The organism is Aquamicrobium soli (genome assembly GCF_042646345.1).
Taxonomy (GTDB): Bacteria; Pseudomonadota; Alphaproteobacteria; order Rhizobiales; family Rhizobiaceae; genus Mesorhizobium; species Mesorhizobium soli_A.
Genome location: NZ_JBHRTK010000010.1, coordinates 272,923 through 295,219, shown reverse-complemented (window position 1 = coordinate 295,219; position 22,297 = coordinate 272,923). Strand labels below are relative to the sequence as shown.

Annotated in this window: 23 protein-coding genes; 11 read left to right on the top strand and 12 right to left on the bottom strand. The window is 64.8% G+C overall.

Annotated features, from left to right (window positions below):
* Positions 1-201 precede the first annotated feature (201 nt).
* Positions 202-1,086 (top strand): hypothetical protein, encoded by an 885-nt coding sequence (locus ACFOHJ_RS09165; protein WP_378220184.1) that lies wholly within the window; start codon positions 202-204, stop codon positions 1,084-1,086.
* 211 nt (positions 1,087-1,297) lie between these two features.
* Here the strand turns inward: ACFOHJ_RS09165 and ACFOHJ_RS09160 are convergent, their stop codons facing one another.
* Complete coding sequence (locus ACFOHJ_RS09160) at positions 1,298-2,704, bottom strand: FAD-binding oxidoreductase (protein WP_378220183.1); 1,407 nt, start codon at positions 2,702-2,704, stop codon at positions 1,298-1,300.
* A gap of 204 nt (positions 2,705-2,908) precedes the next feature.
* Here ACFOHJ_RS09160 and ACFOHJ_RS09155 point away from each other — a divergent pair, with 204 nt between their 5' ends.
* The 5 genes from ACFOHJ_RS09155 to ACFOHJ_RS09135 all read left to right on the top strand — a co-directional run bounded on the left by ACFOHJ_RS09155 (position 2,909) and on the right by ACFOHJ_RS09135 (position 6,892).
* Positions 2,909-3,781 (top strand): formate dehydrogenase accessory sulfurtransferase FdhD, encoded by an 873-nt coding sequence (locus ACFOHJ_RS09155; protein WP_378220182.1) that lies wholly within the window; start codon positions 2,909-2,911, stop codon positions 3,779-3,781.
* Positions 3,774-4,397, top strand: coding sequence for a molybdenum cofactor guanylyltransferase MobA (gene mobA, locus ACFOHJ_RS09150; protein ID WP_378220181.1), 624 nt, complete (start codon positions 3,774-3,776; stop codon positions 4,395-4,397). The genes ACFOHJ_RS09155 and mobA overlap by 8 nt, the downstream gene beginning before the upstream one ends.
* Before the next feature lie 130 nt (positions 4,398-4,527).
* Entirely contained in the window at positions 4,528-5,754 is a 1,227-nt protein-coding gene (locus tag ACFOHJ_RS09145; RefSeq protein ID WP_378220180.1) for a molybdopterin-binding protein, read from the top strand.
* 171 nt (positions 5,755-5,925) lie between these two features.
* Positions 5,926-6,609 (top strand): hypothetical protein, encoded by a 684-nt coding sequence (locus ACFOHJ_RS09140; protein WP_378220179.1) that lies wholly within the window; start codon positions 5,926-5,928, stop codon positions 6,607-6,609.
* Between the two features lie 67 nt (positions 6,610-6,676).
* Complete coding sequence (locus tag ACFOHJ_RS09135) at positions 6,677-6,892, top strand: hypothetical protein (RefSeq protein WP_378220178.1); 216 nt, start codon at positions 6,677-6,679, stop codon at positions 6,890-6,892.
* A gap of 297 nt (positions 6,893-7,189) precedes the next feature.
* Here ACFOHJ_RS09135 and ACFOHJ_RS09130 read toward each other — a convergent pair whose 3' ends face one another.
* The 10 genes from ACFOHJ_RS09130 to ACFOHJ_RS09085 form a co-directional block, all read right to left on the bottom strand.
* A complete protein-coding gene (locus tag ACFOHJ_RS09130; RefSeq protein WP_378220230.1) occupies positions 7,190-8,215 on the bottom strand; it encodes a formate dehydrogenase subunit gamma in 1,026 nt (341 codons plus the stop codon).
* A 158-nt stretch (positions 8,216-8,373) separates the two neighbouring features.
* Positions 8,374-8,970: a formate dehydrogenase FDH3 subunit beta gene (fdh3B, locus tag ACFOHJ_RS09125; RefSeq protein WP_378220177.1), complete on the bottom strand. Its 597-nt coding sequence runs from the start codon at positions 8,968-8,970 to the stop codon at positions 8,374-8,376.
* 12 nt (positions 8,971-8,982) lie between these two features.
* Complete coding sequence (locus tag ACFOHJ_RS09120) at positions 8,983-11,904, bottom strand: formate dehydrogenase subunit alpha (protein ID WP_378220176.1); 2,922 nt, start codon at positions 11,902-11,904, stop codon at positions 8,983-8,985.
* Positions 11,905-11,911: 7 nt separating this feature from the next.
* On the bottom strand, positions 11,912-12,121 hold the full coding sequence (locus ACFOHJ_RS09115) for a formate dehydrogenase (protein ID WP_378220175.1): 210 nt from the start codon (positions 12,119-12,121) through the stop codon (positions 11,912-11,914).
* Between the two features lie 42 nt (positions 12,122-12,163).
* Entirely contained in the window at positions 12,164-12,787 is a 624-nt protein-coding gene (locus ACFOHJ_RS09110; protein WP_378220174.1) for a TorD/DmsD family molecular chaperone, read from the bottom strand.
* Between the two features lie 202 nt (positions 12,788-12,989).
* On the bottom strand, positions 12,990-13,673 hold the full coding sequence (locus tag ACFOHJ_RS09105) for a DUF3306 domain-containing protein (RefSeq protein ID WP_378220173.1): 684 nt from the start codon (positions 13,671-13,673) through the stop codon (positions 12,990-12,992).
* Positions 13,670-14,182 (bottom strand): DUF3305 domain-containing protein, encoded by a 513-nt coding sequence (locus tag ACFOHJ_RS09100; RefSeq protein ID WP_378220172.1) that lies wholly within the window; start codon positions 14,180-14,182, stop codon positions 13,670-13,672. The genes ACFOHJ_RS09105 and ACFOHJ_RS09100 overlap by 4 nt, the downstream gene beginning before the upstream one ends.
* A gap of 11 nt (positions 14,183-14,193) precedes the next feature.
* A complete protein-coding gene (locus ACFOHJ_RS09095; RefSeq protein ID WP_378220171.1) occupies positions 14,194-15,210 on the bottom strand; it encodes a DUF6352 family protein in 1,017 nt (338 codons plus the stop codon).
* Positions 15,211-15,753 carry a DUF6505 family protein gene (locus ACFOHJ_RS09090; protein WP_378220170.1) on the bottom strand — a complete coding sequence of 181 codons (543 nt, stop codon included), beginning with the start codon at positions 15,751-15,753 and terminating at the stop codon, positions 15,211-15,213.
* Positions 15,744-16,490 carry a biotin/lipoate--protein ligase family protein gene (locus ACFOHJ_RS09085; RefSeq protein WP_378220169.1) on the bottom strand — a complete coding sequence of 249 codons (747 nt, stop codon included), beginning with the start codon at positions 16,488-16,490 and terminating at the stop codon, positions 15,744-15,746. Before ACFOHJ_RS09085 ends, ACFOHJ_RS09090 begins: the two co-directional genes overlap by 10 nt.
* A gap of 105 nt (positions 16,491-16,595) precedes the next feature.
* Here ACFOHJ_RS09085 and ACFOHJ_RS09080 point away from each other — a divergent pair, with 105 nt between their 5' ends.
* A complete protein-coding gene (locus ACFOHJ_RS09080; RefSeq protein ID WP_378220168.1) occupies positions 16,596-18,638 on the top strand; it encodes a 4Fe-4S binding protein in 2,043 nt (680 codons plus the stop codon).
* A gap of 157 nt (positions 18,639-18,795) precedes the next feature.
* The gene (locus ACFOHJ_RS09075) at positions 18,796-19,002 is read left to right on the top strand and encodes a DUF6494 family protein (protein WP_378220167.1); all 207 of its coding nucleotides are present in this window, start codon (positions 18,796-18,798) and stop codon (positions 19,000-19,002) included.
* Positions 19,003-19,054: 52 nt separating this feature from the next.
* Here the strand turns inward: ACFOHJ_RS09075 and ACFOHJ_RS09070 are convergent, their stop codons facing one another.
* Positions 19,055-19,930 carry a substrate-binding domain-containing protein gene (locus ACFOHJ_RS09070; protein ID WP_378220166.1) on the bottom strand — a complete coding sequence of 292 codons (876 nt, stop codon included), beginning with the start codon at positions 19,928-19,930 and terminating at the stop codon, positions 19,055-19,057.
* A gap of 92 nt (positions 19,931-20,022) precedes the next feature.
* Between ACFOHJ_RS09070 and ACFOHJ_RS09065 the strand changes: the two genes are divergently transcribed.
* Genes ACFOHJ_RS09065 through ACFOHJ_RS09055 form a run of 3 tightly spaced genes read left to right on the top strand, consistent with a single transcriptional unit; the run spans position 20,023 to position 22,295 of the window.
* A complete protein-coding gene (locus tag ACFOHJ_RS09065) occupies positions 20,023-20,715 on the top strand; it encodes an ABC transporter permease (RefSeq protein ID WP_378220165.1) in 693 nt (230 codons plus the stop codon).
* Positions 20,716-20,717: 2 nt separating this feature from the next.
* Positions 20,718-21,440 carry an ATP-binding cassette domain-containing protein gene (locus tag ACFOHJ_RS09060; RefSeq protein WP_378220164.1) on the top strand — a complete coding sequence of 241 codons (723 nt, stop codon included), beginning with the start codon at positions 20,718-20,720 and terminating at the stop codon, positions 21,438-21,440.
* Positions 21,441-21,461: 21 nt separating this feature from the next.
* Positions 21,462-22,295: an extracellular solute-binding protein gene (locus ACFOHJ_RS09055; RefSeq protein WP_378220163.1), complete on the top strand. Its 834-nt coding sequence runs from the start codon at positions 21,462-21,464 to the stop codon at positions 22,293-22,295.
* The last annotated feature ends 2 nt before the right edge of the window (positions 22,296-22,297 follow it).

The window sequence follows — 22,297 nt, the reverse complement described above, 5'->3', positions numbered from 1 at the left end:
GGATCACCGACGGAGCCGGAGCGGATCAATTTTGCGCGTGTCGTGGCTCGGCTTCCGCGGAAAAGCGCAATATGCATTCGACCGCGCTTTGCCCGCTGTTGCGCTTGGCCTCGCGGTTGCCGACGATCACGTCGACGATATGGCTAAAGGGAACCGCGGCCGCTGCAGCCTATGGTCCGAGCCACTGCGAACGATCCCTCCGTGGATGATGCCGACCCTGTCGTTGACGTTGGGAGATCCGTACTGTTTATGCGTTGCAGCGGGCGTCCTGTTCATGAGAGTCCTGGCCTGTTTGTCTCGCTGGGAATCGTTGGAACGGTCGCGATGTCGGCGGCATGGACGATCTGGTCGACTTCCCGCACGCTGATCACACTTGCTACGCTGCGGAAGTCGGGATTCGGTGTAATGTTTGGAAGATTGCTGGCGAGAAAAAAGACCGACCCGACGTCGTCCCTTGGCGAAATTATCTACTCCACATCGGATTACCGTATTTCGTTCAGGCCCGGGCGCGGCCAGCGTGTGGTACTTGCCTTTTGCGGAGCCCAGTTGAGCCTTGGCGGCCTCCAAACCGAGGAATTTCGCACGTCACTTGGCGAGAACTGTTCCACCTACTTCATCGCCGATCTCAAGCGTTCCTGGTGGAACGACGGACGGATCGAAGACGCCATCCAGGCTGCGATCCGGCATGCGCTTGATCGCAGGCCCGACGCCACTTTCGGAGCGATCGGTAATTCGATGGGTGGGAGCGGAGCGCTTGTCGCGGCTCATATCGAGCACAGGATTGATCGATGCCTCGCTATCGCGCCGCAAGCGGATGTAAGCCTGTCGGCAGAAGATGATCGATGGATGAATTATCGCATCCGTATCCAGGAACATCGGTGGCCGAATTTCGCGCTCCCTGCAGGAAACGCAGGGATCAAAATCATATTCGGAGCGGATGAAGATGAATGGCAGCGCCAGGTCTTCATCTCGGCAGGCTTCCCCGTGGAAACCTACGAAGGCTACGGGCACAGTGTCGGGCGCAAACTCCGCGACGATCACAACGACATCTATAGCCGGCTGATCGAATTCGTCCTGGGTAAGTAGCGGCCGGGTGCCTTCTACGGTGTCGGATACCCTCGGGGCCTGGTCCTGACTCTCGGCTGGGCTTTCCACCCGAGGTTTGCAGTCTTTGTCGATCTTCGCGCAGCTTTGCCTTCACCCGTCGCTGCGAACGTCACGCATGCCTGCGGATAGAAACTTTCCAGTTTGCCTGAACCTTTTCCATAAATCGTCGGCCGCGAACAGGTTTCAATCCTTAACGCGTTTCTGGACCGGGTCCTACGATCTTGCCGGGATTGAGCATGTCCGAAGGGTCCAGAAGCGCCTTGATGGCACGCGAAAGCTGTTGTTTGACCGGATCGGCATGGCGTTCATAGGCGTCACGCTTGTCGAGGCCCACGCCATGTTCCGCCGAGAACGATCCCCCGATCTCCTGCAGGCCGGCATAGAGCACGTCCTCGATCGCCCTGTAGCGCTCGCGTGGCGGATTGTCGGTATTGATCGAGATGTGCAAATTTCCGTCAGCCAGATGGCCGAAGACATACGGCGAATAGTCCGCGTCGATCGCCTTGAGGCCTTCGGTGATGCGGGTGACGTAGGCATCGATCGCCCCGCCCGGAACCGACACGTCGAACGAGGGTGGATGGTCGTGCAGGCGCTCGATCACCTCGCTTTCCTCGCGCAGCCGCCATATGGTTCGGGCCTGCTCGAGCGACATGGCAACGGCGCCATCGATTATGTCGGCTTCCGCCCACAGGGCGGAAAGGCCCTGCTCAAGCGCCTGGGTTGCCTCCTCGGCCGTCGGAGCGGCGAGTTCGAGAACCAGCAGGCATGGGGCATCGAGCGGCAGTTCACCGGAATCTATGCCCAGCGTCCGGGCCACTGCGGAAGCGAAACCATGCCACATGATCTCCGCGGCCCTCAGGCTTGTGCCGGCCCGACCAAGGAAATGGCCGACGACATGCAGGGCGCTGGCAGCGTCCTTTGTCCCGATTATCGCTGTCGCCGAAGATCCGCCGATGGGATCGAGCCGGATCGCCGCGCGTGTGACGATGCCCAGCGTGCCTTCCGCACCGACGAACAGGTGCTTGAGGTCGTAGCCCGCGCTGGTCTTGAGCACGCGGGTAAGGTCGCGCAGCAAGCGGCCATCCGGCAGGACGACCTCAAGTCCGAGCAGCCTGTGGCGCATGGTGCCGTTGCGAAACGCCATGATGCCGCCGGCGTTGGTAGAGATCATGCCGCCGATGGTGCAACTGCCTCGGGCGGCGAGGTCGATGCCGGGATCAAGCCCATGAACGGCCGCGGCTTCCTGCAATGCGGCAAGTGTCGTCCCGGCCTGCACGATGGCGACCCGTGCGCGAGGATCGATCTCTTCGATCCGGTTCATCGCGCCGAGGTCGCAGATGATCTGGCCGGCGGTTGTCGCCGCGCCTCCGGCGAGGCCGGTGCGACCGCCCTGGGCTACCAGCGAAAGTCCCTTCCCGGCGCAGAAGCGCACCAGCGCAGAGACGCCCTCGGCATCCCTGGGGCGCACCAGGGCGGCGGCGCCGAAATTGCGGTCGTCGAACCCCGGGTCGCGGCCGGCCAGTTCGTTCCGGTCCCAGATGACAGCCCCACTGACCGACCTGCGCAGTTCCGCCACTAGATCGCCGTGTCCGGTCATTTTGCCTCTCGCAATGTGCGCTCGGGTAGGGTCAAGAGGGGCCTCTAGCCGGCGGAGCGCGAATGTGCGCCACCATACGCTTGCCCGCGTTCGATTCAATTGAAAGGAAGAGGCGCATCCATCGGCTTCCGATTGGCTGGACAACAGGAGAGCGCTGCTGCATCTTTGCCGGATTCCCGAAACGCGCTTTCCCGATGGTGGTCCATGGCGGTCGACTATCTCATAGGTCCGAACATAGAAAACCGGCGGCTGACGCGGTCCGTCACCGGCGTCGACTACAATGGCGAACCTGTTGTGCTTTCGGTTGTCGAGGAACGGCCGCTCACCATCTACCTTAACTCGCAGGAAGTCGTCACTGCCATGACGATCGGCGATTATCCGGAATATCTGGCCCTGGGTTTCCTGCGCAATCAGGGCATGCTGGACCCGGCGGAAACGGTTACCGGCATCGACTATGACGAGGAACTCGAGGTTGTCGTGGTGCGTACCGAAAGCCGCACGACCTATGAGGAAAAGGTGAGGAAGAAGACCCGCACCAGCGGTTGCGCCGTAGGCACGGTATTCGGCGATATGATGGAGGGTTTGCAGGGATTGACGCTGCCGGCGGCACCCGTGCGGACCTCGTGGCTTTATGCGCTGGCCCGTGCGATCAACATGACGCCGAGCCTCTATCTCGAAGCGGGCGCAGTGCATGGCACGGTGCTGTGCAAGGAGGACAAGCCGCTGGTCTACATGGAAGACGTCGGACGCCATAACGCGGTGGACAAGATTGCCGGGTGGATGTTTCTCGAAAAGGCAAGTCCGGAGGACAAGATCCTGTACACCACCGGGCGGCTCACCTCGGAGATGGTGATCAAGACCGCGATGATGGGCATTCCGGTCCTTGCCTCGCGCTCGGGCTTTACGGCCTGGGGTGTGGAGATCGCGCGCCAGGTAGGGCTGACGCTGATCGGGCGGATGCGCGGCAAACGCTTTGTCTGCCTTTCGGGCGAGGACCGCCTGATTCGGGATGCGGATCCCGAAACCGTGCCGGAAGACGAGAAGCGCCATCGTCGCAAGGGCGCGTTGATTGACTAGAATTCCAGGCGTCATACTGGCCGGCGGCCGGGCCACCCGCATGGGCGGCGGCGACAAGGGCATGCTGCAACTGGGCGGCGCGAAGCTGCTCGACCACGTGCTTGCGCGGCTTGGTCCTCAATGTGGAGAGCTTGCAATCAGCGCCAATGGCGATCCCGACCGCTTTTCGGCCTTCGGGCTTCCCGTGCTTGCCGACACGCTGCCGGATTTCCCGGGCCCCCTGGCGGGTGTCCTTGCCGGCCTTGACTGGGCGGCGGAAAACGGAGCGGATGCGATCGTGACGGCGGCGGCCGACACGCCCTTCCTTCCGCGCGATCTGGTGGCGCGCCTTGCCGATGCGGCGGCGCAAAAGAGGGTTCCGATCGCGCTGGCGGCCTCGCCGGACGAGACGGGGGCGCCGCGCCGCCACCCCACCTTCGGCCTGTGGCCGGTGAGCCTGCGCGAGGATCTGCGCGCCGAACTGTCCGGAGGCTTGCGCAAGATCGTCTTGTGGACGGAGCGGCACGGCTATGCGACGGCGCTGTTTGCGGCCTCGCCATTCGATCCGTTCTTCAACGTCAATACGCCACAGGATATGATGCGCGCCGAAGCAATCCTGAACGGAGGAGCGGCATGAATCCTTGCGGCGCGATCGAAAGCGGTGCTGGAAAGACCGGCGTTGCGGTTTCTACTCCGGGCAGGGCCAACTCGTGCCGGTAGACCTGCCGCCGCTTGAGCCGCCCCGCCTTAGGAACGATTGCTTCGCCTTGCCGGCGGGCATCGACTGGACCCCGGTGGACACCGCGCTCGACCTGCTGCGGACGAAACTGTCGCCGGTCGTCGGCACCGAGGAACTGGCCGTTTCCCAGGCGCTCGGCCGCGTCCTGGCACAGGACACTGTGGCGCGCCGCTCGAATCCGCCCGCCGCGAATTCGGCGGTCGACGGCTATGGTTTCGCCCACGCGGCGACAGGCGAGGGACCGCAAATGCTGCCGCTGCTCGAAGGCCGTGCGGCAGCCGGCGTGCCTTTTGCGGGGCGCGTGCCCGAAGGAATGGCGATCCGCATCCTGACTGGCGCAATCCTGCCTGAAGGCGTCGACACCGTGGTTCTGGAGGAAGATACGACCAGCGACGGCCGGCGCGTTGCCTTCCACGGCCCGATCAAAGCGCGGTCCAATACCCGCAAGGCGGGTGAGGACGTCACCGCAGGCGATGTCGGGTTGCCGGCCGGCCATCGCTTGCGTCCGCCCGACTTGGCGCTTCTGTCGGCCGTCGGCGTGGCAAGGGTCATGGTTTTCCGGCCGTTGCGCGTAGGCGTCTTGTCCACGGGTGACGAGATCGTGCCCGAGGTCGACGAGGCCGTGCTGGAGGCCGGCCGCATCTATGACGCCAACCGGCCGATGCTTCTGGCGATGGCGCGGTGCTGGAACCACGTGCCCGTGGACCTCGGCCATGTCGGCGACGACCGGGCCGCTCTTGCCGCCAGGCTTGACGGGGGAGTTGCGGAAGCGGACGTGATCTTTACCTCGGGCGGAGCTTCGGCGGGCGACGAGGACCATGTCTCGGCCCTGCTGCGGGAGGCAGGCACGATGCATAGCTGGCGCATCGCGGTGAAACCGGGCCGTCCGCTGGCGCTTGGCCTGTGGCGGGGCGTTCCGGTATTCGGCCTGCCGGGCAATCCGGTTGCGGCCTTCGTCTGTACGCTGATATTCGGCCGTCCGGCCCTCTCGATGCTGGGCGGTTCCGGGTGGGAAGAACCGGCCGGCTATTTGGTCCCAGCGGCCTTCAGGAAGAACAAACTGCCCGGCCGGCGCGAATATCTGCGCGCCCGGCTGACGCCGGAAGGCCATGCGGAAACTTTCCGTTCGGAAGGATCGGGGCGGATCAGCGGGCTTTCGTGGGCGACCGGCCTCGTCGAACTCGCCGACGGCGCGCGCGAGGTTGTCCCGGGGGATCCCGTTCGCTTCCTTCCCTACGGGTCGTTCGGACTGTAGGCGAGGCTGCGGCGAGCAAAAAAATGCCGGCCGGAGCCAAAGGTTCGGTCTGCAACGGAACGGAACCCGGCCCTGCTTGTTATGTTCTGGCTTGCAAGTAACGCGGTGATCCTGCACCTTGCACAGAGAATTCTGCGATCGCTGCCTGAGCAACAAGACAAGGAGCTAGCGATGAGAGAAATCGTCCTTGCGGGAGTGCTTGTGCTCTCGACCTCGACCTGCTTCGCCCAGGCCACCCAGCCGTCGCAACCGGCGCCTTCCGGAACCAGTCAACCGGCCGCCTCGCAACCGGGCGCGGCTAATCTTTGCCAGGAACTCCTCGGCTTCATGAAGGCGCCTCCGCCGGAGGCGACTGCGGCATCCGCCGCGGCGAAACCGGCGGCCGAAAAACAGGCAGCGCCTGCAAAGTCAGAGCCGGCCCAGCAGGACGCGTCCAAGCTGGCGGGGACGTCCGCCACCGACAAGAAAGCCTCGCCAAACGGTGACGCCGGTTCGGCGCAGGCGGCCACCGGACAGGACGGTGTTGCCACCGACGCTCCCAAGCCGGGCAAGGACAAGGCGGATTCCGGCACGGTCGCCAACGCGCCCCAGAAGGAGTCGAGGGCAGCGCCGGTTCCTCCGGCCGACGTGACCAGTACGCCGAGGGAATCGGTACTGACCATGGAGGCCGCTCAGAAGCTTGCCGACGCAAACGATACCGCGCAGTGCCAGAAGGCTGCCCGCCAGATGAGAGTTGCCGGCGTCGCCATGCCGCCACCGCTCATCGCACTGGCGGCGCTGGATTTGCAGTACCAGCAAAAATCAGGTGCGGGTGTCGCACCGGCCGGAACTGCGGCCCCGGCCGGTAACGAGTAGCCCGGGGATATCGTGGCGGCAGACCGGCTAGAGACAGTTTCGACAGGCAGCAGGAAGGGAGACCAGGATGGGCATGATCTTGACGGGGATTGTCGTTACAGCGGCGATCGCTTTCGGTAGCGGCTATTATCTTTTGAATGTACAGCCGGTGAAAACCGCCTGGCAGACCTTCAGTACGGAAAGCACGCGGGTGGGCGACCCAGGCCACAATCTCGTCGGCCAGAATTGGTCAGGAAATCCCGGCAACGCTGCGGCAGGCACCGGGGAAAAGGCCTCTTCCTAAAGCGACGGGCGGCGATCGAATAGCCAAGGCCGCCCGTTCTGCCTCTTCGCTCTGGCTGCGTTTGTGCAATGCCGGAAGATCATGGCGGTCGATGCATTGGGCCGACCGCTCAAGCTGACTGCCAAGCTGACCCTCGCGCTCGCCCGGCTGCGCAGCAACGCAGCTCTCACCCCGGTTCTTGAAGGCCTCACGCCAAGCCACGCCGCGCCTACGAGGCCTGTGTTTTCCCGGTCCTGCGCAGCCTGATTGCAGGCATTTCCCACCGCTTTGACGTGCCGATGGCAGCCGCTGCTTGCGCTACTCCGCGGGTTCGGCCGCAGCATGCGGCGGCGCTGGACCATCGAGTTTGGCTTGCTGCTTCTCCACCCAGGCGCTGTGGTGTTCCCTGGCCCAGTTGATGTCCACCGATCCGGATCCCATGGCCTCGTATGCGCCTTCCATGCCGAGCGTGCCGATATAGATATGCGCTATGATGACCGCGACCATCAGCACGCCGACGATGGCGTGGACATATTGCGCCGTCTGCATGCCGGTGATGTCGGTGAAGGCGAATGGAAACAGCATGTACAAGCCCGAGACCGACAGCGCCCCTCCGCCCAGCACGACGGACCAGAAGATGAGCTTCTGCCCGGTGTTGAATCGCCCGGCAGGGGGATGTGTGCGGTTCGACTTGTCGAAAAGACCGCCGCCGGACTTCAGCCAGTTCGCATCGTAGCGATCCGGCAGGTTGTGCCAGACCCATACGACAAGCATCGCCAGCACGCCGAGCATGAATGCCCAGGACACGAAATGGTGCGCGCTCTTGGCCCAGCTCGACCAGGTCGAAAATGCCTCCGGCCCGATCAGCGGCAACACCAGACGCCGGCCGAAGATCAGGTTCAGGCCGGTGATAGCAAGGATGATGAAAGCGGTAGCCGTCATCCAGTGCATAAGTCGCTCCAGCGTATTGAAGCGAAGGATTTTCTGCCCCGATTCACCTGCCTGGGTGCGAACGCGGCCCCTGACGAAGAAGAAAAGCGCAATCGCGACCAGCATGCCGATAATGGCGATGGCGCCGACCCACGGTAGCGTGCTTCGCTGGAAGCTTTGATAGTCGCGCCCCTGAGGCTGTTGCAACGTCGCGGCCTTGTTGTCCGGTATGGTGATGCGGCCCCGAATCTTGCCGAACTCGTCGAGAAGCTGCTGCTCGCTCACGGCCTGTGCGGCAGGGTCGCCGGCGGCTGCGTTCTCCTGCGCTCCGGCAGGGACCGTCAGCAGGCAGAGCACCAAAGCCAAGGCTGCGACAGCCGGCGAAATCAGTCGATCAAGGCTCCAGATCCGCATTTGCTCCGTCCTCCCGAACTTATTTCGCTGCAGGCTGACCACCGCCTGCCGTCTCGAGTTGCTGTCGCATCGGACCGAAATTTTCAGACGAGGTTCCGGCGTCCCGATGCTCGATCGAAGCATGTGCGCTTCGTGCGTCCGCAAGGACGCGTGGTAGTCTATACGCTGACCGTCTCCCGATAGGCCGTCTGCCAGCCCCACGCACCGGAGCCGTAACCGCGCTGCGTTACCCGCTCCTTGTAGATTTCGGCGATGATCTCGCCGTCTCCCGCGAGAAGCGATTTTGTCGAGCACATTTCCGCGCAGAGCGGAAGCTTGCCTTCGGCCAGCCGGTTGCCGCCGTATTTGTCATACTCCGTCTCGCTCGAGTCGGGGTCCGGTCCGCCCGCGCAGAAGGTGCATTTGTCCATCTTGCCGCGCGAGCCGAAATTGCCGGTGCGCGGATATTGCGGTGCGCCGAACGGGCAGGCGTAGAAGCAGTAGCCGCAGCCGATGCACAGATCCTTGGAATGCAGGACCACCGCGTCCGCCGTGGTATAAAAGCAATCGACGGGGCAGACCGCCGCGCAGGGCGCGTCGGTGCAATGCATACAGGCCATGGAGACGGAGCGCTCCCCGGCCTTGCCGTCGTTGATGGTGACGACGCGGCGCCGGTTGATGCCCCACGGCACGTCGTTCTCGTTCTTGCAGGCGGTGACGCAGGCGTTGCACTCGATGCAGCGTTCGGCATCGCAAAGGAATTTCATCCGGGCCATCGTCGTTCCTCCCTACACCGCCGCGATCTGGCAGAGCGTGACCTTCGGCTCCTGCATGCCCGTCGCCGGGTCGTAGCCATAGGTAGTGATGCTGTTGGCGCTCTCGCCAAGCACGTAGGGATCTGCCCCTTCGGGATAGTTGGCCCGCAGGTCCTTGCCCTGGAACCAGCCGCCGAAATGGAAGGGCATGAACGCGACCCCCTTGCCCACCCGCTCGGTGACCAGCGCCTTGACCCTCGCCTTGACGTTGTTTTCGGCACCGGTGACCCAGACCCAGCCGCCGTCGCCGATGCCGCGCGCGGCCGCGTCGTCGGGGTTGATCTCGATGAACATGTCCTGCTGCAACTCGGCAAGCCAGCGGTTGGAGCGCGTTTCCTCGCCGCCGCCTTCATATTCCACGAGACGGCCAGTCGTCAGGATGATCGGGAACGACTTGGCGATACCCTTGTCGACGGCTTCCTTCTGTACGGTGAAGCCGATGTTCGGCAGGCGGAACTGCTGGGCGTCCGGATAGGTCGGATATTTCGCCACCAGGTCCACCTTGGGCGTGTAGATCGGCTCGCGATGCACCGGCACCGGATCGGGCAGGTTCCAGGCAAGCGCCCTGGCCTTGCCGTTGCCGTAGGGATGGCAGCCATGGCTGAGCGCCACCCGCTGGATGCCGCCCGACAGGTCGGTCGACCACGACACCTTGCCGATATCGCCCATGTCGTCGCCGATCGTCTGGATGACGCTGAGTTCCTCCGGCGTCAGGTCCCGGTCCCAGCCGAGCTTCTGGAGCACCGCCATGGTGAACTCCGGATAGCCGTCGGTGAGCTCGGAACCCTTCGTGTAGGACCCTTCAGCAAGCAGCGTCTCGCCATTGCGCTCGACGCCGAAACGGGCGCGGAACGGGCTGCCGCCGTCCATGACGTTCAGGCCGGTGCTGTAGAGGTTCGAGGTTCCCGGATGACGGATTTCCGGCTTGCCCCAGCAGGGCCAGGGCAGGCCGTAATAATCGCCGCCGACCTCCGGGTCGTCCTTCGGCGCGCGCAGCGTGACCAGATCGAACTTGTGCTGGTTGCGCATATGCGCCTTGAGCCGCTCCGGCGACTGGCCGCAATAGCCCGTCGACCAGCTGCCGCGGTTCATCTCTCGCAACACGTCTTCCGGCACCGGCCGGTCGCCTTCCACCTTGATTTTCTTGAACATCCAGTCGGCAAGGCCGAGTTTCTTCGAAAGCAGGTAGATGACCTGGTAATCGTCCTTCTGCTCGAAACTTGGCGGGACGATCTGCTCGCCCCACTGCAGCGCGCGATTGGAAGCGACCCGCGATCCCGAGGTCTCGAATTGCGTGCAGACCGGCAGCAGGTAGGTGTTGTCCTTGCGCCCTGCCTCGACAGCCAGCGAGGCCCAGGTCGTGGGGTGCGGATCGGCCACGACGAGCAGTTCGAGCCCGGCCAGGCCCTTGATCGATTCGGGGATGCGCGTGATCGAGTTGCTGGCATGGCCCTGTACGAACATGGAGCGCATGGTGTCGGGCTGGGCGACGTCGCCCTTCGGCAGCGAAACCGAATCGAACCACCGGGTCAGCGGGATGCCGGGCGTTTCCATCAGTTCCTTGGAGGAGAACTGGCCCACCAGGTCGTTATAAGGGATTTCCCAGACGCGCGCCCAGTGTTTCCAGGCGCCTTCCGTCAACCCGTAGTAGAAGGGCAGGGTCACCACATCGAGCCCGATATCCGTCGCGCCCTGGACGTTGTCATGGCCGCGGAAGATGTTGGCGCCGGTGCCCGGCTTGCCGACATTTCCGGTCGCGAGGCACAGGATGCAGCTTGCGCGGGTATTGGCCGTTCCGACCGTGTGGTGGGTCTGGCCCATGCACCAGATGATCGTCGACGGCTTCTGCGTCGCGAACGTTTGGGCGACGCGCTTCAACTGCTCGCCGGGCACGCCGGTAATCGTCTCCACCTCCTCGGGCGTGTATTTGGCGACCTCCTTGCGCACCTCGTCCATCCCGTAGACGCGCTGGGCGATGAATTCCTTGTCCTCCCAGCCGTTCTCGAAAATATGCCAGAGCATGCCCCACAGCAGCGCAATGTCGGTGCCGGAGCGGAAACGGACATATTCCGTGGCATGGGCCGCCGTGCGCGTGAAGCGCGGGTCCATGACGATGAGGTTGCCGTTATTGAGTTCCTTGCCTTCGAGCAGGTGCTGCATCGCCACCGGATGCGCCTCGGCCGGATTCCCGCCGAGCACCAGCATGGTCTTGGAGTTTCGGATGTCGTTGTAGGAATTCGTCATGGCCCCGTAGCCCCAGGTATTGGCTACGCCGGCAACCGTCGTCGAATGGCAGATACGCGCCTGATGGTCCTGGTTGTTGGTTCCCCACAGGGCGGCGAATTTACGGAACAGATAGGTGCCTTCGTTGGAGAACTTGGCCGACCCCATCCAGTAGGTCGATTCCGGTCCGGATTTCTTGCGGATTTCAAGCAGCTTGTCGCCGATGCTGTTGATTGCCTCGTCCCAGGTGGTGCGCTCCCACTGGCCATCGACGAGCTTCATCGGATATTTCAGGCGCCGGTCGCTGTGCACCAGTTCGCGCACGCTGGCGCCCTTGGCGCAATGCGAGCCCCGGTTGAAGGGGCTGTCCCAGGAGGGCTCCTGGCCGGTCCATACGCCGTTCTGGACCTCGGCGGTCACGGTGCATCCCACTGAACAATGGGTGCAGATGCTCTTCTTCAGTTCGATCGGGACGCCCGGTTCCGGATGGCTGATCGCCGCCGCCTTGCGGACCGTCCCGAGCTGGAAAGTGCCCGCTGCCGCCAGTCCGCCGGCGACGAGGCCCGAACGGCGCAGGAATGTTCGCCGGTCCACGGAGCCTGCTGCCAGGCCATCGGCGAAGGCCTGCAATCGCGTGCGGTTCGCCTGTCCACCCTTGCGCTTCGTCAGCATGGCAACCTCACTTATGCTTTGGGTAGCGATTGACGCTATAGTAGGCCTTGATGTGGTCCGTTTCCTGATAGCGGGCCCGGTCCTCTTCCTTGCCGGGGTCATAGGCCAGCGCCTCGGTGGGATTGAGCGCGACGGCAGCGACGGCGGTGGTGGACGCGCCGCCGAAGGCACGAAGGAAGTTGCGTCGGCTGAAAGCCGCCTGTTGCTTGTCCTGCATCTTCCATCCTCCTCCCTGCGGGCTTCACGCCCGGGCCTGCGTCTAGGCGCCCAGCCGAGCCTCCATCGTGAAGGCTTCGCTTTCGATGTTCATGAAAAGTCGTCCGACCGTGCCCACCGACCGATAGAACTTCGCGGCCTTGGCGCTTTCCAGGTCAGTGAAGAAACGTCCGGCCCACGGCTCGAGATGGCGTTCGAAGAAATCGCGCTCTTCGCTATGTCGAACCGTAAAATGGTTGCCGGCAAAGCCGCTCATCATTTCGCACAGGCTGCCGAGGTGGTCCTCGGGTTCGCAACGACCCTCGGCGCGGGCGATGCCAAGGTGGATCATGTCGGTGCGCAGGCGCGCGAGCGGCCTCTCGTTGAGGAAACCGGTAAGATAATAAGAGGCATAGGGAAGAAGCTCTCCACGCCCGACGCCGATGAACAGCTCGAAATATTCGCGGTCGACCGCTTCTGCCGTGCAGGATATTGCCGCATGTGCCAGCCCCGCATGGGCGCGGTCGAGCGGTGTGTCGCCATCGCTGTGCAGATTTGAAAGCCGGAGAAGCAAGTCGCTATCGGGCGGCGTGACCAGCAACGAAGCAAGAAGCGCGTATTCGTCGGCCCGGGCCTTGTCGATCTCGTCGAGAGCAGGCGTATCCACACCCAAGATCGAAGCTGCCACTTCGTCTGGCCGTTCTTGTGCCTGACCTTGAGGCAAGTCTGGGTTCATTATCTGACCTTGACCGTATTGCCTGAGATTGGGTGACCCATAGTAACCCCGCAGAGAATGAATGCAAGAGTACAGCCTGCAATCTGTTGCATATTGCTGCATATAACGCTTTTGCTGTTTGCGCTCGTAAGGAAAGGGCGACGGCGCGTGCAGGTCAGCGTGGCATCGCCGTGCCATGGCGGGGACGCGCGGTACGCTCGGCAGGCACAGAAGAAGCGCGGGCTTGCTGCGTGACAGGGGGCATTGCGTCCGTCAGGGCCACCGTCGTTGCGGCTGCGGAATCCGCCGCGGCCGTCTCCGGTGGCTCGCCTTCAGGTGATCCTTCCGGTGGCGCGCCCTGTTCCTCGGCGGCGGGGGCGGCAGCGGGCCGTTTATGCGCCTCTTCAGCGGATTCGATGATGTTATCGACGGCGCGCGCTGCCTTCGACAGGAAGCCGACGACGGCTTTCCCTGCATCGAGTGGACCGAACCCCGCCATCGAGCCCGGCTGGTTGAAGTCCCAAGCATATTCCGAAGGGCCGATATAATCGCGAATCTTGGGATCGAGCGACCATACCTTGCGCAACGCCGCGTGCTTTAACGCCGCTGGGACCCCCTTCTTCAGGAAGGCGGTGATGTCGCTTTCGGCAGTGAGGTCCTCGATCGGCGGCAGGGACGCCACCAGTTCCGCTTCGTCGGTCTCCGCTGCCTCCGCCTCGGGCGAGCAGGGCTCTGGAACCGCAGTATCGTCCATTGCGGCGGTTTCGCCGGTTTCGGCTTCAGGGGCCGCTGGCGCTTCCTCCAGCCGTGCCGCAAGCTTGCGGCGCGACCACCGGGCAAGGATGCCGTCGTCGCTCATTTTTTATCGTCCCTCGGCTGCGCGTGAAGCGCGCGCCGGGCCATGGCCTCGGGGTCGGCACGGTCGCGCTTGCGCTTGACGAACGGATGTTCGACGTGATGCGCTTCCACAAATGCGGCGAGCTTGTGCTGTATCTCGGCCGGCATGGGTACGACATCTATGATGTCCGAGTTGGTTCCGGTCATCGCCTCGGCTTCGGAAGAATCCGCCGTCACCAGTTGCACCGCGATCCCGGGGGGCGCAGCCGTCTGCCGCAGGGCGATCCAGAGGCTGGGTTGCCCCGAGCGCAGGTTCTCCCTGTACATCGTCGTGTCCGTCCCGAAGAATTCGACCTCGAACGTCCCCGCATAATACCGTACCAGCCTGGCCGTCTGTTCCAGGATCGTCCATGGCGTCGCGACGGGCGCCCCGGCAAGAACGGCGACGGGCACCCAGGCGTGGTCGACCCATGGGTTGTCGAGAACCCGCCGTTCCACGACGACGCCGACCTCTGCCGTTTCGCGTACCATCGCGGGCGCTCCTAGCTCGCCGGCGCCGTGGCGCGCAGCGGCAGCCCGGCGACGAGATTCTGCGGCTTCATGCGGATCATGCGGTCCGGCGTCATCGCCATGATCAGCCAGACCGGCTGCGCACCCACGTCCAGCCTGACGTCGCCGGCGTCGGAGAAGTCGAGCCGGAACAGGGCGACGATACGCTCCGCCGTCTCGGCGTCAAGGCCATCCCCCCGCCACAGCGCATTGCCGATGCGCGTGGCCTCCGCATCCAGGCCGACGAACCACGCCCAGTTCTCCTCTTCGATCCGCTCGACCGACTCGATCCTGACCTTGACCGCAAGCAGATGGCGTATCCATGCCTCCATCGCGGCGGCCAAGCCGCGCCTTGCAGGGCTGTCGACCGGGCCGAGACGAAGCACCATGTCGAAGGCGTCGCTCCTGTCGAAATAGGCGCTGGCGTTTTCCTCGTCGAGGATTTCGAGTTCAGTGACGGCCGGCCCGCCAAGCATGTTCAAGAGCGGCGAAGAGTGACGGTTCTGCTCATGCACCTCGATGGTCTCGGCGTCGGCCAGCAGCAGCGTTCCCTCGTGGAAGCTCGCCCGCTGCGGACGATAGAACAGTTCGGCCGCGCGCAAGACGGCCGGGTCGGCCTCGGCGTCGAGCGCATTGCGCAGCACCACCTGCGCAAGCTGGTTCATGAACAGGGGCGGTGTGTCGGCGGCCGAGCCGCGCGCCAACTGCAGATAGGCGGCCTCCAGCGACGGCGCGGCCAGCAGGCGGTCGCGGAAGGCGATCATGAAGGTCCAGTTTTCGCGTGCATCCGCATCGCTTATCGCGGCGATCTCGTCCGGCCCGACCGGGCGGCGCGGATGATGCATGAGAAGTTCGTGGTGCAGCCGCAATTCCGTTTCGCACGCCTCCTGCGGCGGGACCAGTTCGGGGCGCGCGAGATAGGCCTTGAGGAACGCGTCGGTCACCGTCAGGCGCCCCGCCTCGTCCCGGTCGAGCAAGTGGTGGCCGCAGGAAATCCAGAAATCTTTCACTTAACGCTTTCCCGCCAATGTCCGGATATCGAGTTCTTCCGCCGGGCCGTCCTCCTCGTCGTCGACCTCGATGATGCGGAATGCCGTTGCCGTATCGAGGCGGCCCACTTTCTGGTGCAGGGTGCGAAACGACTCCCTGATGCCACTTTGCTCGCCGGCGCGGTGCAGGGCAAGCAGGGTGTTGGGCGGATGATCGCAAAGCGATTGCGCAAAAGCGATCTCTTCCTCGGCGGCCGGGCGCGCGGCTTGCAGATCGGGTGCCCCGCAATGCGCGACCAGTTGCTTGGCCAGCCGCTCGACGGCCGCGGCGCGTTCTTCCGCGCTTGCTTCGGTCACGACCGCGAGGGTCGACCAGCCGAAACTGTCGATGCCGAGGAAGCCGGCGCGAAAGGCCTGCCGCTCCTTGCCGGCGAGGGTTTCGGGATCGATGCCGAAGAAAAGGAAGGTGCCCGTCACCGCCCATTCGCCCGGCTCGGCCGCGCGCGCATAGACGAACGTGTCGGAAGGGTCGAGGCGAATGGTGCGCGGCAGCTTCAGAGCCATGGCATTTCCGTCGCGGGATCGAGCCAGGAGCAGGATGCGAGTGCCCCGGCCAGTTCCCGCCTCGTGGAGGGAGCCTGGCCGGACCTCGCCTCAACCAGCAGGTCGCCATTATCGGCGATGCGTGCATCGTCGCCTTTCGGCGACACGCGGTCCAGCCATCGCCTGGCCAGCGGCGCGAAGCCGACCTCTTTCCATTCGTCGAAGCCGGCCATCAGGTGGCGCGAAAAGCCGGCGAGGACCTCGCCGGCATCCACAGCGCCGAAGCCCAGCTCATCGAGCGCGCCAGACAACGGACGCAGGCCCGGTTCGCCGGTGCGACCGGCCGTGGTGCGGATCATGGCCGAGAAGACGAGCCAGGCCGGCGTCTCGTCGTCGCGCGTTCCTTCGGGCCAGCCGAGCCGCCCGCCGCCGACCAGGACCCCGTCGATACGAAGCGCGTCGGGCCAGTCGAAGCTTATCGGACGCGACGGCGGCGCGAGCGCGGCCAGTGCATCGGCCAGCGCGTTCATCCCGGCATAGAGCGCAAGCCGCGCCTCGGTGAGCGGGATTTCCGGCTCCAGTACGACGGCGAATTCCGCCAGGTCCTCGCGCCTTACCCAGACCAGCGTGCCCGCTCCTTCCTGCGCCGCAACGGCGCAGGCATGCGCGAAGGCATCGCCCGATTCCCGCAGCGAGACCAGGCTGTAGGGCGGGGGCAGGTCGAGGGCGTGCGGCATCGCCAGCGTGCTCTGAAACATATTGCCGGTCCATTTGTGGTGACGACGGGCCTGTTGTTCCTATAATACTTCTGAAGTGGAGGCGCTACCGAGCGAAGTGGCGGCGCGATACGGGGAGTAAAAGCCATGGACCCGGAAAGGTCACGCACGGTCTTCGTTTGCTCCTGCGAGCGGACCATGCCGGATTTCGGCAACAGCGTGACGCGGGGATGCGCGCATGCGGAAGTCCGGTCGGGGGACCAGTTCTGTGGCGCCGAACTCGACCGGGTCAAAAGCGCGTTGGGCAAGGGCGAGGCCGTCACGATCGCCTGCACGCAGCAGGCGCCGCTTTTCCTCGAGGTCGCGCAGGATGCCGGTTTTGCCGGCGAGCTTGTCTTCGCCAATATCCGCGAGAAGGCCGGCTGGGCGAGAGAGGGCGCAAAGGCCGGGCCTAAGGCGGCGGCGCTCGTGGCGATGGCGGCCGAACCCGTCGCGGCTCCCGCGACCGTCACGCTCACCAGCAGCGGCGTGGTGCTCGTCTACGGGCGGGATGAAGCGGCCATCGAAGCAGGCCGGCAGCTTGCCGAGGGGATGGACGTCACGGTGCTGCTTACGCGGCCGGGCGACGTCACGCCTGACCCGGTTTGGGATTTTCCCGTCGTGAAAGGCACGGTCCGCAATGCGCAGGGCTATCTCGGCGCGTTCGAACTGACGATCGACGACTTCGCGATCCCGTCGCCGTCGTCGCGCGAGCGCCTGCGCTTTGGCCCCTCGCGGGACGGCGCGCGATCGGAGGCGGACGTCATTCTCGATCTTTCCGGCGGCACTCCCCTGTTTCCGGCCCATGAGTTGAGAGCTGGCTATGTCCGGGCCGATCCCGCCGACCGGGCGGGCCTCGCCGGCGCGATCACCAAAGCGGCCGCTCTCGTCGGGGAGTTCGACAAGCCGCGCTACATCGATTTTACCGCCGACCTGTGTGCCCATTCGCGCTCGCACATCACCGGCTGCACCCGTTGCCTCGACCTGTGCCCGACGGGCGCGATCACGCCGGCCGGCGATCACGTTGCCATCGATGCGGATATCTGCGCCGGCTGCGGCAATTGCGCGGCCGCCTGCCCGACGGGCGCGGCGGCCTATGCTTTCCCGGATTCGCAAACCCTGCTTCGCCGTTTGCGTACGCTCCTGTTTACCTATCGCGACGCGGGCGGAACCGATCCGGTCGTGCTGTTCCACGACGGCGACCATGGCGAGGCGCTGATCGACGCGCTGGCGCGCTTCGGCCCGGGCTTGCCGGCAAACGTGTTGCCGGTTGCGGTAAACGAGATAACCCAGTTGGGGGTCGAGGCCTGGACCGCGCCGGTCGCCTGGGGTGCGGTGGCGGTCAGGGCGCTTTGCTCGGCGCACGCGAAGCACGATCTCGCCGGCCTCGCCAGAAATGTCACCATTGCCAACCTGCTCGGGAAGGCGCTGGGTTACGGGGCCGATGTCGGCGCTGTGATCGAGGCGGACGATCCGGATATCCTGGCAGCGGCGTTGGACCGGACAGCGCCACAGGCGGCCGCGCGGAAACCGGCGACGTTCCTGCCGCTCGGCGACAAGCGCAGCCTGCTGAAAAATTCGGTGATCGAACTCTACGAAGCCGCGCCAACGCCAGTGGCGTGTACGCAATTGCCGGCGTCCGCGCCGTTCGGCGGGCTCGATGTCGACCGCGACGCCTGTACGCTGTGCCTGTCTTGTGTGTCGGCCTGCCCGACCGGCGCGCTTTCCGACAGCGAGGAGCGGCCGGCCCTGTATTTTGACGAGAGCATATGCGTGCAATGCGGGCTCTGCGCCGCGACCTGCCCCGAAAAGGCGATTGCGCTCAGGCCGCAACTGGATTTCGAGGCGTGGAAAGCGCCGCGCCGCGTGGTCAAGCAGGAGGAACCGTTCCGCTGTATCCGTTGCGATACGCCTTTTGGAACGAAAAGCACGGTTGAGCGCATCGTCGCCAAGCTGGAAGGCAAGCATTGGATGTTTGCCGGCGACAATGCGAGGCGGCTCGATGTCGTGCGCATGTGCGACAAATGCCGCGTCGAAGCCGTGACGAACGAGGGCTTCGATCCTTACGAGGCGGCCCCCCGGCCGGTTCCGCGCACCACGGACGATTATTTGCGCGAACGGACGGTATCGCCGGGCAAGCTGGACGGTTGAGCCCCGCTCCGCCGGTTTCCGGAGCACGGCAGCCGGTGCCGGGCGGCGGGCGTTTCGTTTGCACCCGGGGCCGTTTCATGCTCGATTGATTACAGCTTTCCTTGCAGGGCCGAACCTGCCGGATCGACCCAACCGTTCACACTGTCGAGGCAATGACATGACCAGGGATATGGAAACCGACCCCTTCAACATCTCCATGCGCAAGTTCCTCAAGCAGGTCGGGGTGACCTCGCAGCAGGCGATCGAGAAGGCGGTGGAGCAGAAGGGCCTGAAAGGAAAAGGCAAGCTGAAGGTCAAGGCCGTGATCACCTCGGAAACCGCCGGCCTGCAGCATGTCGTGGAAGGCGAGATAGACCTCGGATAGAGCGCGAAAGGCGCGCTTGCGTTTTTCCTGTCTGGAGAAAAGGCTTAAAGGCTTATTTGAAGAACCGGATCTGCCCGGCCGGGCTCGTATCGTAGCCGGTAAGCTCGGCGGCGCGGTCGGCGAAGGGCCGTAACGGCAGGAATTTCAGCAGCGCCTGGAACGACGGCTGGAAATAGGTCCGCTGCCGCAGCAGCAGGTCGAAATTCTCCCAGAGCAGCGGCATGAACTCCAGACCGGCGGCGCGCGCGGCGGCGCGCGAGGCGATGCCGCAATCCGCCCGGCCGGTCCGCACCGCCGCCGCGAGGTCCGGGCCGGTGAGGCAGGGCGGTTCCAGCAGGTTGAGATCGCCGTGGGCCGCGCCGGCTTTCGCCAGCAGCAGGTTCAGCAACATGTCCGCCCCGGCGCCGCGCTGGCGGCCGGCTATCCTGGCGCCGCTCGCCAGCACGTCGTCCAGGCTGTGCAGCGATTTGGGATTGCCGTGCGGCAGCAGCAGGCCCTGCTCGCGGCGGACGAAGCCGACCAGCACCACGTCGTAAAGCTGCGGCATGGCGGCCGCCGCCGCGACATTGGCATCGGCGGCCTCGCCGTGGAAATGGATCGCGGCGACGGCGGCTTCTCCCCGCAGCAACCGCGCGACGCCGCCTTCGGTGCCTTCCGACAGGGTGGCGAGCCCCGAGCCCGACTGGCGCAGGCTCCATTCCAGCAGATCGTCCTGGCTCCCCCCGACGATGGACGGCGGTTCGGACGCGCTCATGCCCTCCGGCCGCATCAGCCCCGCCACGACCCAGCGGTCTAGTTCATGGCGCGGGAACAGCCATTTTCCCGTCACCTTGCTGCACGGGATACGCCCCTCGGCAACGAGTTCGTAGAGCTTGCGCTCCCCCAGGCGAAGATAATCCGCGGCTTCGGATGTCGTCAAAAGTTCCATCCTGCACCTGTATGCATATTTGCGCGTATATTCAATAGTTTGACTTATAGGGAGAAAATGCAGGACAAAGGGAAAATTGGTTGCAGGGGCATATGTCGAATACGGTCACCGCTTGGCACCTCATCGCGTCCGGGGATGCCACCTTGTTCGCCATCGTCAGGCTGTCGCTGTCGGTCAGCCTGGCGGCGGTGGCGGCGGCGGTAGCTATCGGCCTGCCGCTAGGGGCCATCCTGGCGCTGACTCGCTTCCCCGGCCGCGCGGCCGTCATCGTGGTGCTGAACGGGTTCATGGGGCTGCCGCCTGTCGTGGTCGGCCTCACCGTCTATCTGTTGCTTTCGCGCTCCGGGCCGCTGGGCGAGTTCGGTCTCCTGTTCACGCCGACAGCCATGGTCATCGCCCAGGCGCTGCTGGTGCTGCCCATCATCGCGGCGCTGACGCGCCAGACGGTCGAGGATCTGTGGCTCGAGTACCGCGATGAGTTGAGTGCGATGGGCGTCGGCCGGGCCAGCCGGGTCATGACGCTTCTATGGGACAGCCGCTTCAGCCTCGTCACCGCTTTGCTTGCCGGCTTCGGCAGGGCCGCCGCCGAAGTGGGCACGGTGATGATCGTCGGCGGCAATATCGACGGCTTTACCCGTACCATGACCACGACCATCGCGCTGGAGACTTCCAAGGGGAATCTTGCCCTTGCGATGGGGCTCGGCATCATCCTGATTTTCCTCATTCTGCTCGTTAACGCCGCCGCCTGGGGCGTGCGCTTATGGGCCCTGGAAAGGACCGGGTAGCGATGCGGGCCGCGGTGAGCGATCTTCCCCTTGCCCTCGACGACGTGTCGCTGACCAGTGGCGCGACGACCATCCTCGATCGGATAAGCCTGACGATCGGGCCGGGGGCGCCGACCTTCGTCGTAGGCCCCAACGGTTCGGGCAAGACGTCGCTGCTTCGCTTGTGCATGGGCCTGCTCGCCCCCTCGCGGGGCATCGTCACCTGGGGCGGAAGGACGGAAAGCGGGCCAGGTCGCCGGGCGATCCTGTTCCAGAAGCCGGTGATGCTGCGGCGCTCCGCTGCCGCCAATATCGCCTACGGGCTCGGCCATGCCGGCTGCCCGCGCGGCGATCGCGCCCGGCGCACTCAGGAGTTGCTCGACAGCGTCGGCCTCGGCGCGCTCGCCGCGCGGCCGGCGCGCCGGCTGTCCGGCGGCGAGCAGCAAAGGCTGGCGCTGGCGCGGGCACTGGCGCGCCAGCCGGAGATTCTCCTGCTCGACGAGCCGACGGCCAGCCTCGATCCCGCGGCCACGCGCTTCGTGGAGGAAATCATCCTCGCCGCCGCTCGCTCGGGCACCAAGATCGTCATGGCCTCGCACGATCTGGGCCAGGTGCGCCGGCTCGCCGGCGATGTCGTGTTCCTCGTGCGGGGGAGCCTTGTCGAGCATGTCGAAGCCGACGCGTTCCTCGACCGCCCCGCAACGCCGCAAGCCGCAGCCTTCGTGCGCGGCGACCTCGTTTTTTGACCGACCTGAACGGAGATTGTCATGTTGCACCGCCGGATGTTCTTGGCCCTTGGAATGCTCGCCCTGTTGGCCGGCCCTGCGCCGGCCCTCGCGCAGGAGCAGTCGATCGTCGTCGCCTCGACGACATCGACACAGGATTCCGGCCTGTTCGAGCACATTCTCCCGCTGTTCGAGAAGAAGACCGGCATCGAGGTAAAGGTGGTGGCGCAGGGTACCGGGCAGGCGCTCGACACCGCCCGCCGGGGCGATGCCGACGTGGTGTTCGTCCACGCCAAGGCGCAGGAGGAGAAGTTCCTCGAGGAAGGCTTCGGCGTGAAGCGGTTCGACGTGATGTATAACGACTTCGTGCTGGTCGGCCCGAAGAGCGATCCTGCCGGCATCGGCGGGACCAGGGACATCACGGCTGCACTGGTCGCTATCGAGGCCAGGAAGGAGCCGTTCGTTTCGCGCGGCGACAGGTCCGGTACCCATTCGGCGGAACTCAAGCTGTGGAAGGAAGCCGGCGTCGATATCGAGACGGCGAAAGGGCCGTGGTACAAGGATATCGGGCAGGGCATGGGGGCCGCACTCAACACGGCATCCGCCATGAACGCCTATGTTCTTTCCGATCGCGGTACCTGGCTGTCGTTCAAGAACCGCGGCGACCTGGCCATCATGGTCGAGGGCGACAAGCGGCTGTTTAACCAGTATGGCGTCATGCTGGTGAACCCGGAGAAACACCCCAACGTCAAGGTGAAAGCCGGCCAGGCATTCGTCGACTGGCTGATTTCCCCGGAAGGCCAGAAGGCTATCGGTGACTACAAGATCGATGGCCAGCAACTGTTCTTCCCTAACGCTGATGGGGCGCGCTCCTAAGG

Bases quoted from the DNA above. Each gene is read 5' to 3' on its own strand.
- ACFOHJ_RS09160 (WP_378220183.1), bottom strand. From the start codon at position 2,704: ATGACCGGACACGGCGATCTAGTGGCGGAACTGCGCAGGTCGGTCAGT.
- ACFOHJ_RS09130 (WP_378220230.1), bottom strand. From the start codon at position 8,215: ATGCGGATCTGGAGCCTTGATCGACTGATTTCGCCGGCTGTCGCAGCC.
- ACFOHJ_RS09140 (WP_378220179.1), top strand. From the start codon at position 5,926: ATGAGAGAAATCGTCCTTGCGGGAGTGCTTGTGCTCTCGACCTCGACC.
- ACFOHJ_RS09115 (WP_378220175.1), bottom strand. From the start codon at position 12,121: ATGCAGGACAAGCAACAGGCGGCTTTCAGCCGACGCAACTTCCTTCGT.
- ACFOHJ_RS09065 (WP_378220165.1), top strand. From the start codon at position 20,023: ATGTCGAATACGGTCACCGCTTGGCACCTCATCGCGTCCGGGGATGCC.
- ACFOHJ_RS09155 (WP_378220182.1), top strand. From the start codon at position 2,909: ATGGCGGTCGACTATCTCATAGGTCCGAACATAGAAAACCGGCGGCTG.
- ACFOHJ_RS09075 (WP_378220167.1), top strand. From the start codon at position 18,796: ATGACCAGGGATATGGAAACCGACCCCTTCAACATCTCCATGCGCAAG.
- ACFOHJ_RS09120 (WP_378220176.1), bottom strand. From the start codon at position 11,904: ATGCTGACGAAGCGCAAGGGTGGACAGGCGAACCGCACGCGATTGCAG.
- fdh3B (WP_378220177.1), bottom strand. From the start codon at position 8,970: ATGGCCCGGATGAAATTCCTTTGCGATGCCGAACGCTGCATCGAGTGC.
- ACFOHJ_RS09100 (WP_378220172.1), bottom strand. From the start codon at position 14,182: ATGGTACGCGAAACGGCAGAGGTCGGCGTCGTCGTGGAACGGCGGGTT.
- ACFOHJ_RS09070 (WP_378220166.1), bottom strand. From the start codon at position 19,930: ATGGAACTTTTGACGACATCCGAAGCCGCGGATTATCTTCGCCTGGGG.
- ACFOHJ_RS09060 (WP_378220164.1), top strand. From the start codon at position 20,718: ATGCGGGCCGCGGTGAGCGATCTTCCCCTTGCCCTCGACGACGTGTCG.
- ACFOHJ_RS09085 (WP_378220169.1), bottom strand. From the start codon at position 16,490: ATGTTTCAGAGCACGCTGGCGATGCCGCACGCCCTCGACCTGCCCCCG.
- ACFOHJ_RS09105 (WP_378220173.1), bottom strand. From the start codon at position 13,673: ATGAGCGACGACGGCATCCTTGCCCGGTGGTCGCGCCGCAAGCTTGCG.
- ACFOHJ_RS09080 (WP_378220168.1), top strand. From the start codon at position 16,596: ATGGACCCGGAAAGGTCACGCACGGTCTTCGTTTGCTCCTGCGAGCGG.
- ACFOHJ_RS09135 (WP_378220178.1), top strand. From the start codon at position 6,677: ATGGGCATGATCTTGACGGGGATTGTCGTTACAGCGGCGATCGCTTTC.
- ACFOHJ_RS09090 (WP_378220170.1), bottom strand. From the start codon at position 15,753: ATGGCTCTGAAGCTGCCGCGCACCATTCGCCTCGACCCTTCCGACACG.
- ACFOHJ_RS09055 (WP_378220163.1), top strand. From the start codon at position 21,462: ATGTTGCACCGCCGGATGTTCTTGGCCCTTGGAATGCTCGCCCTGTTG.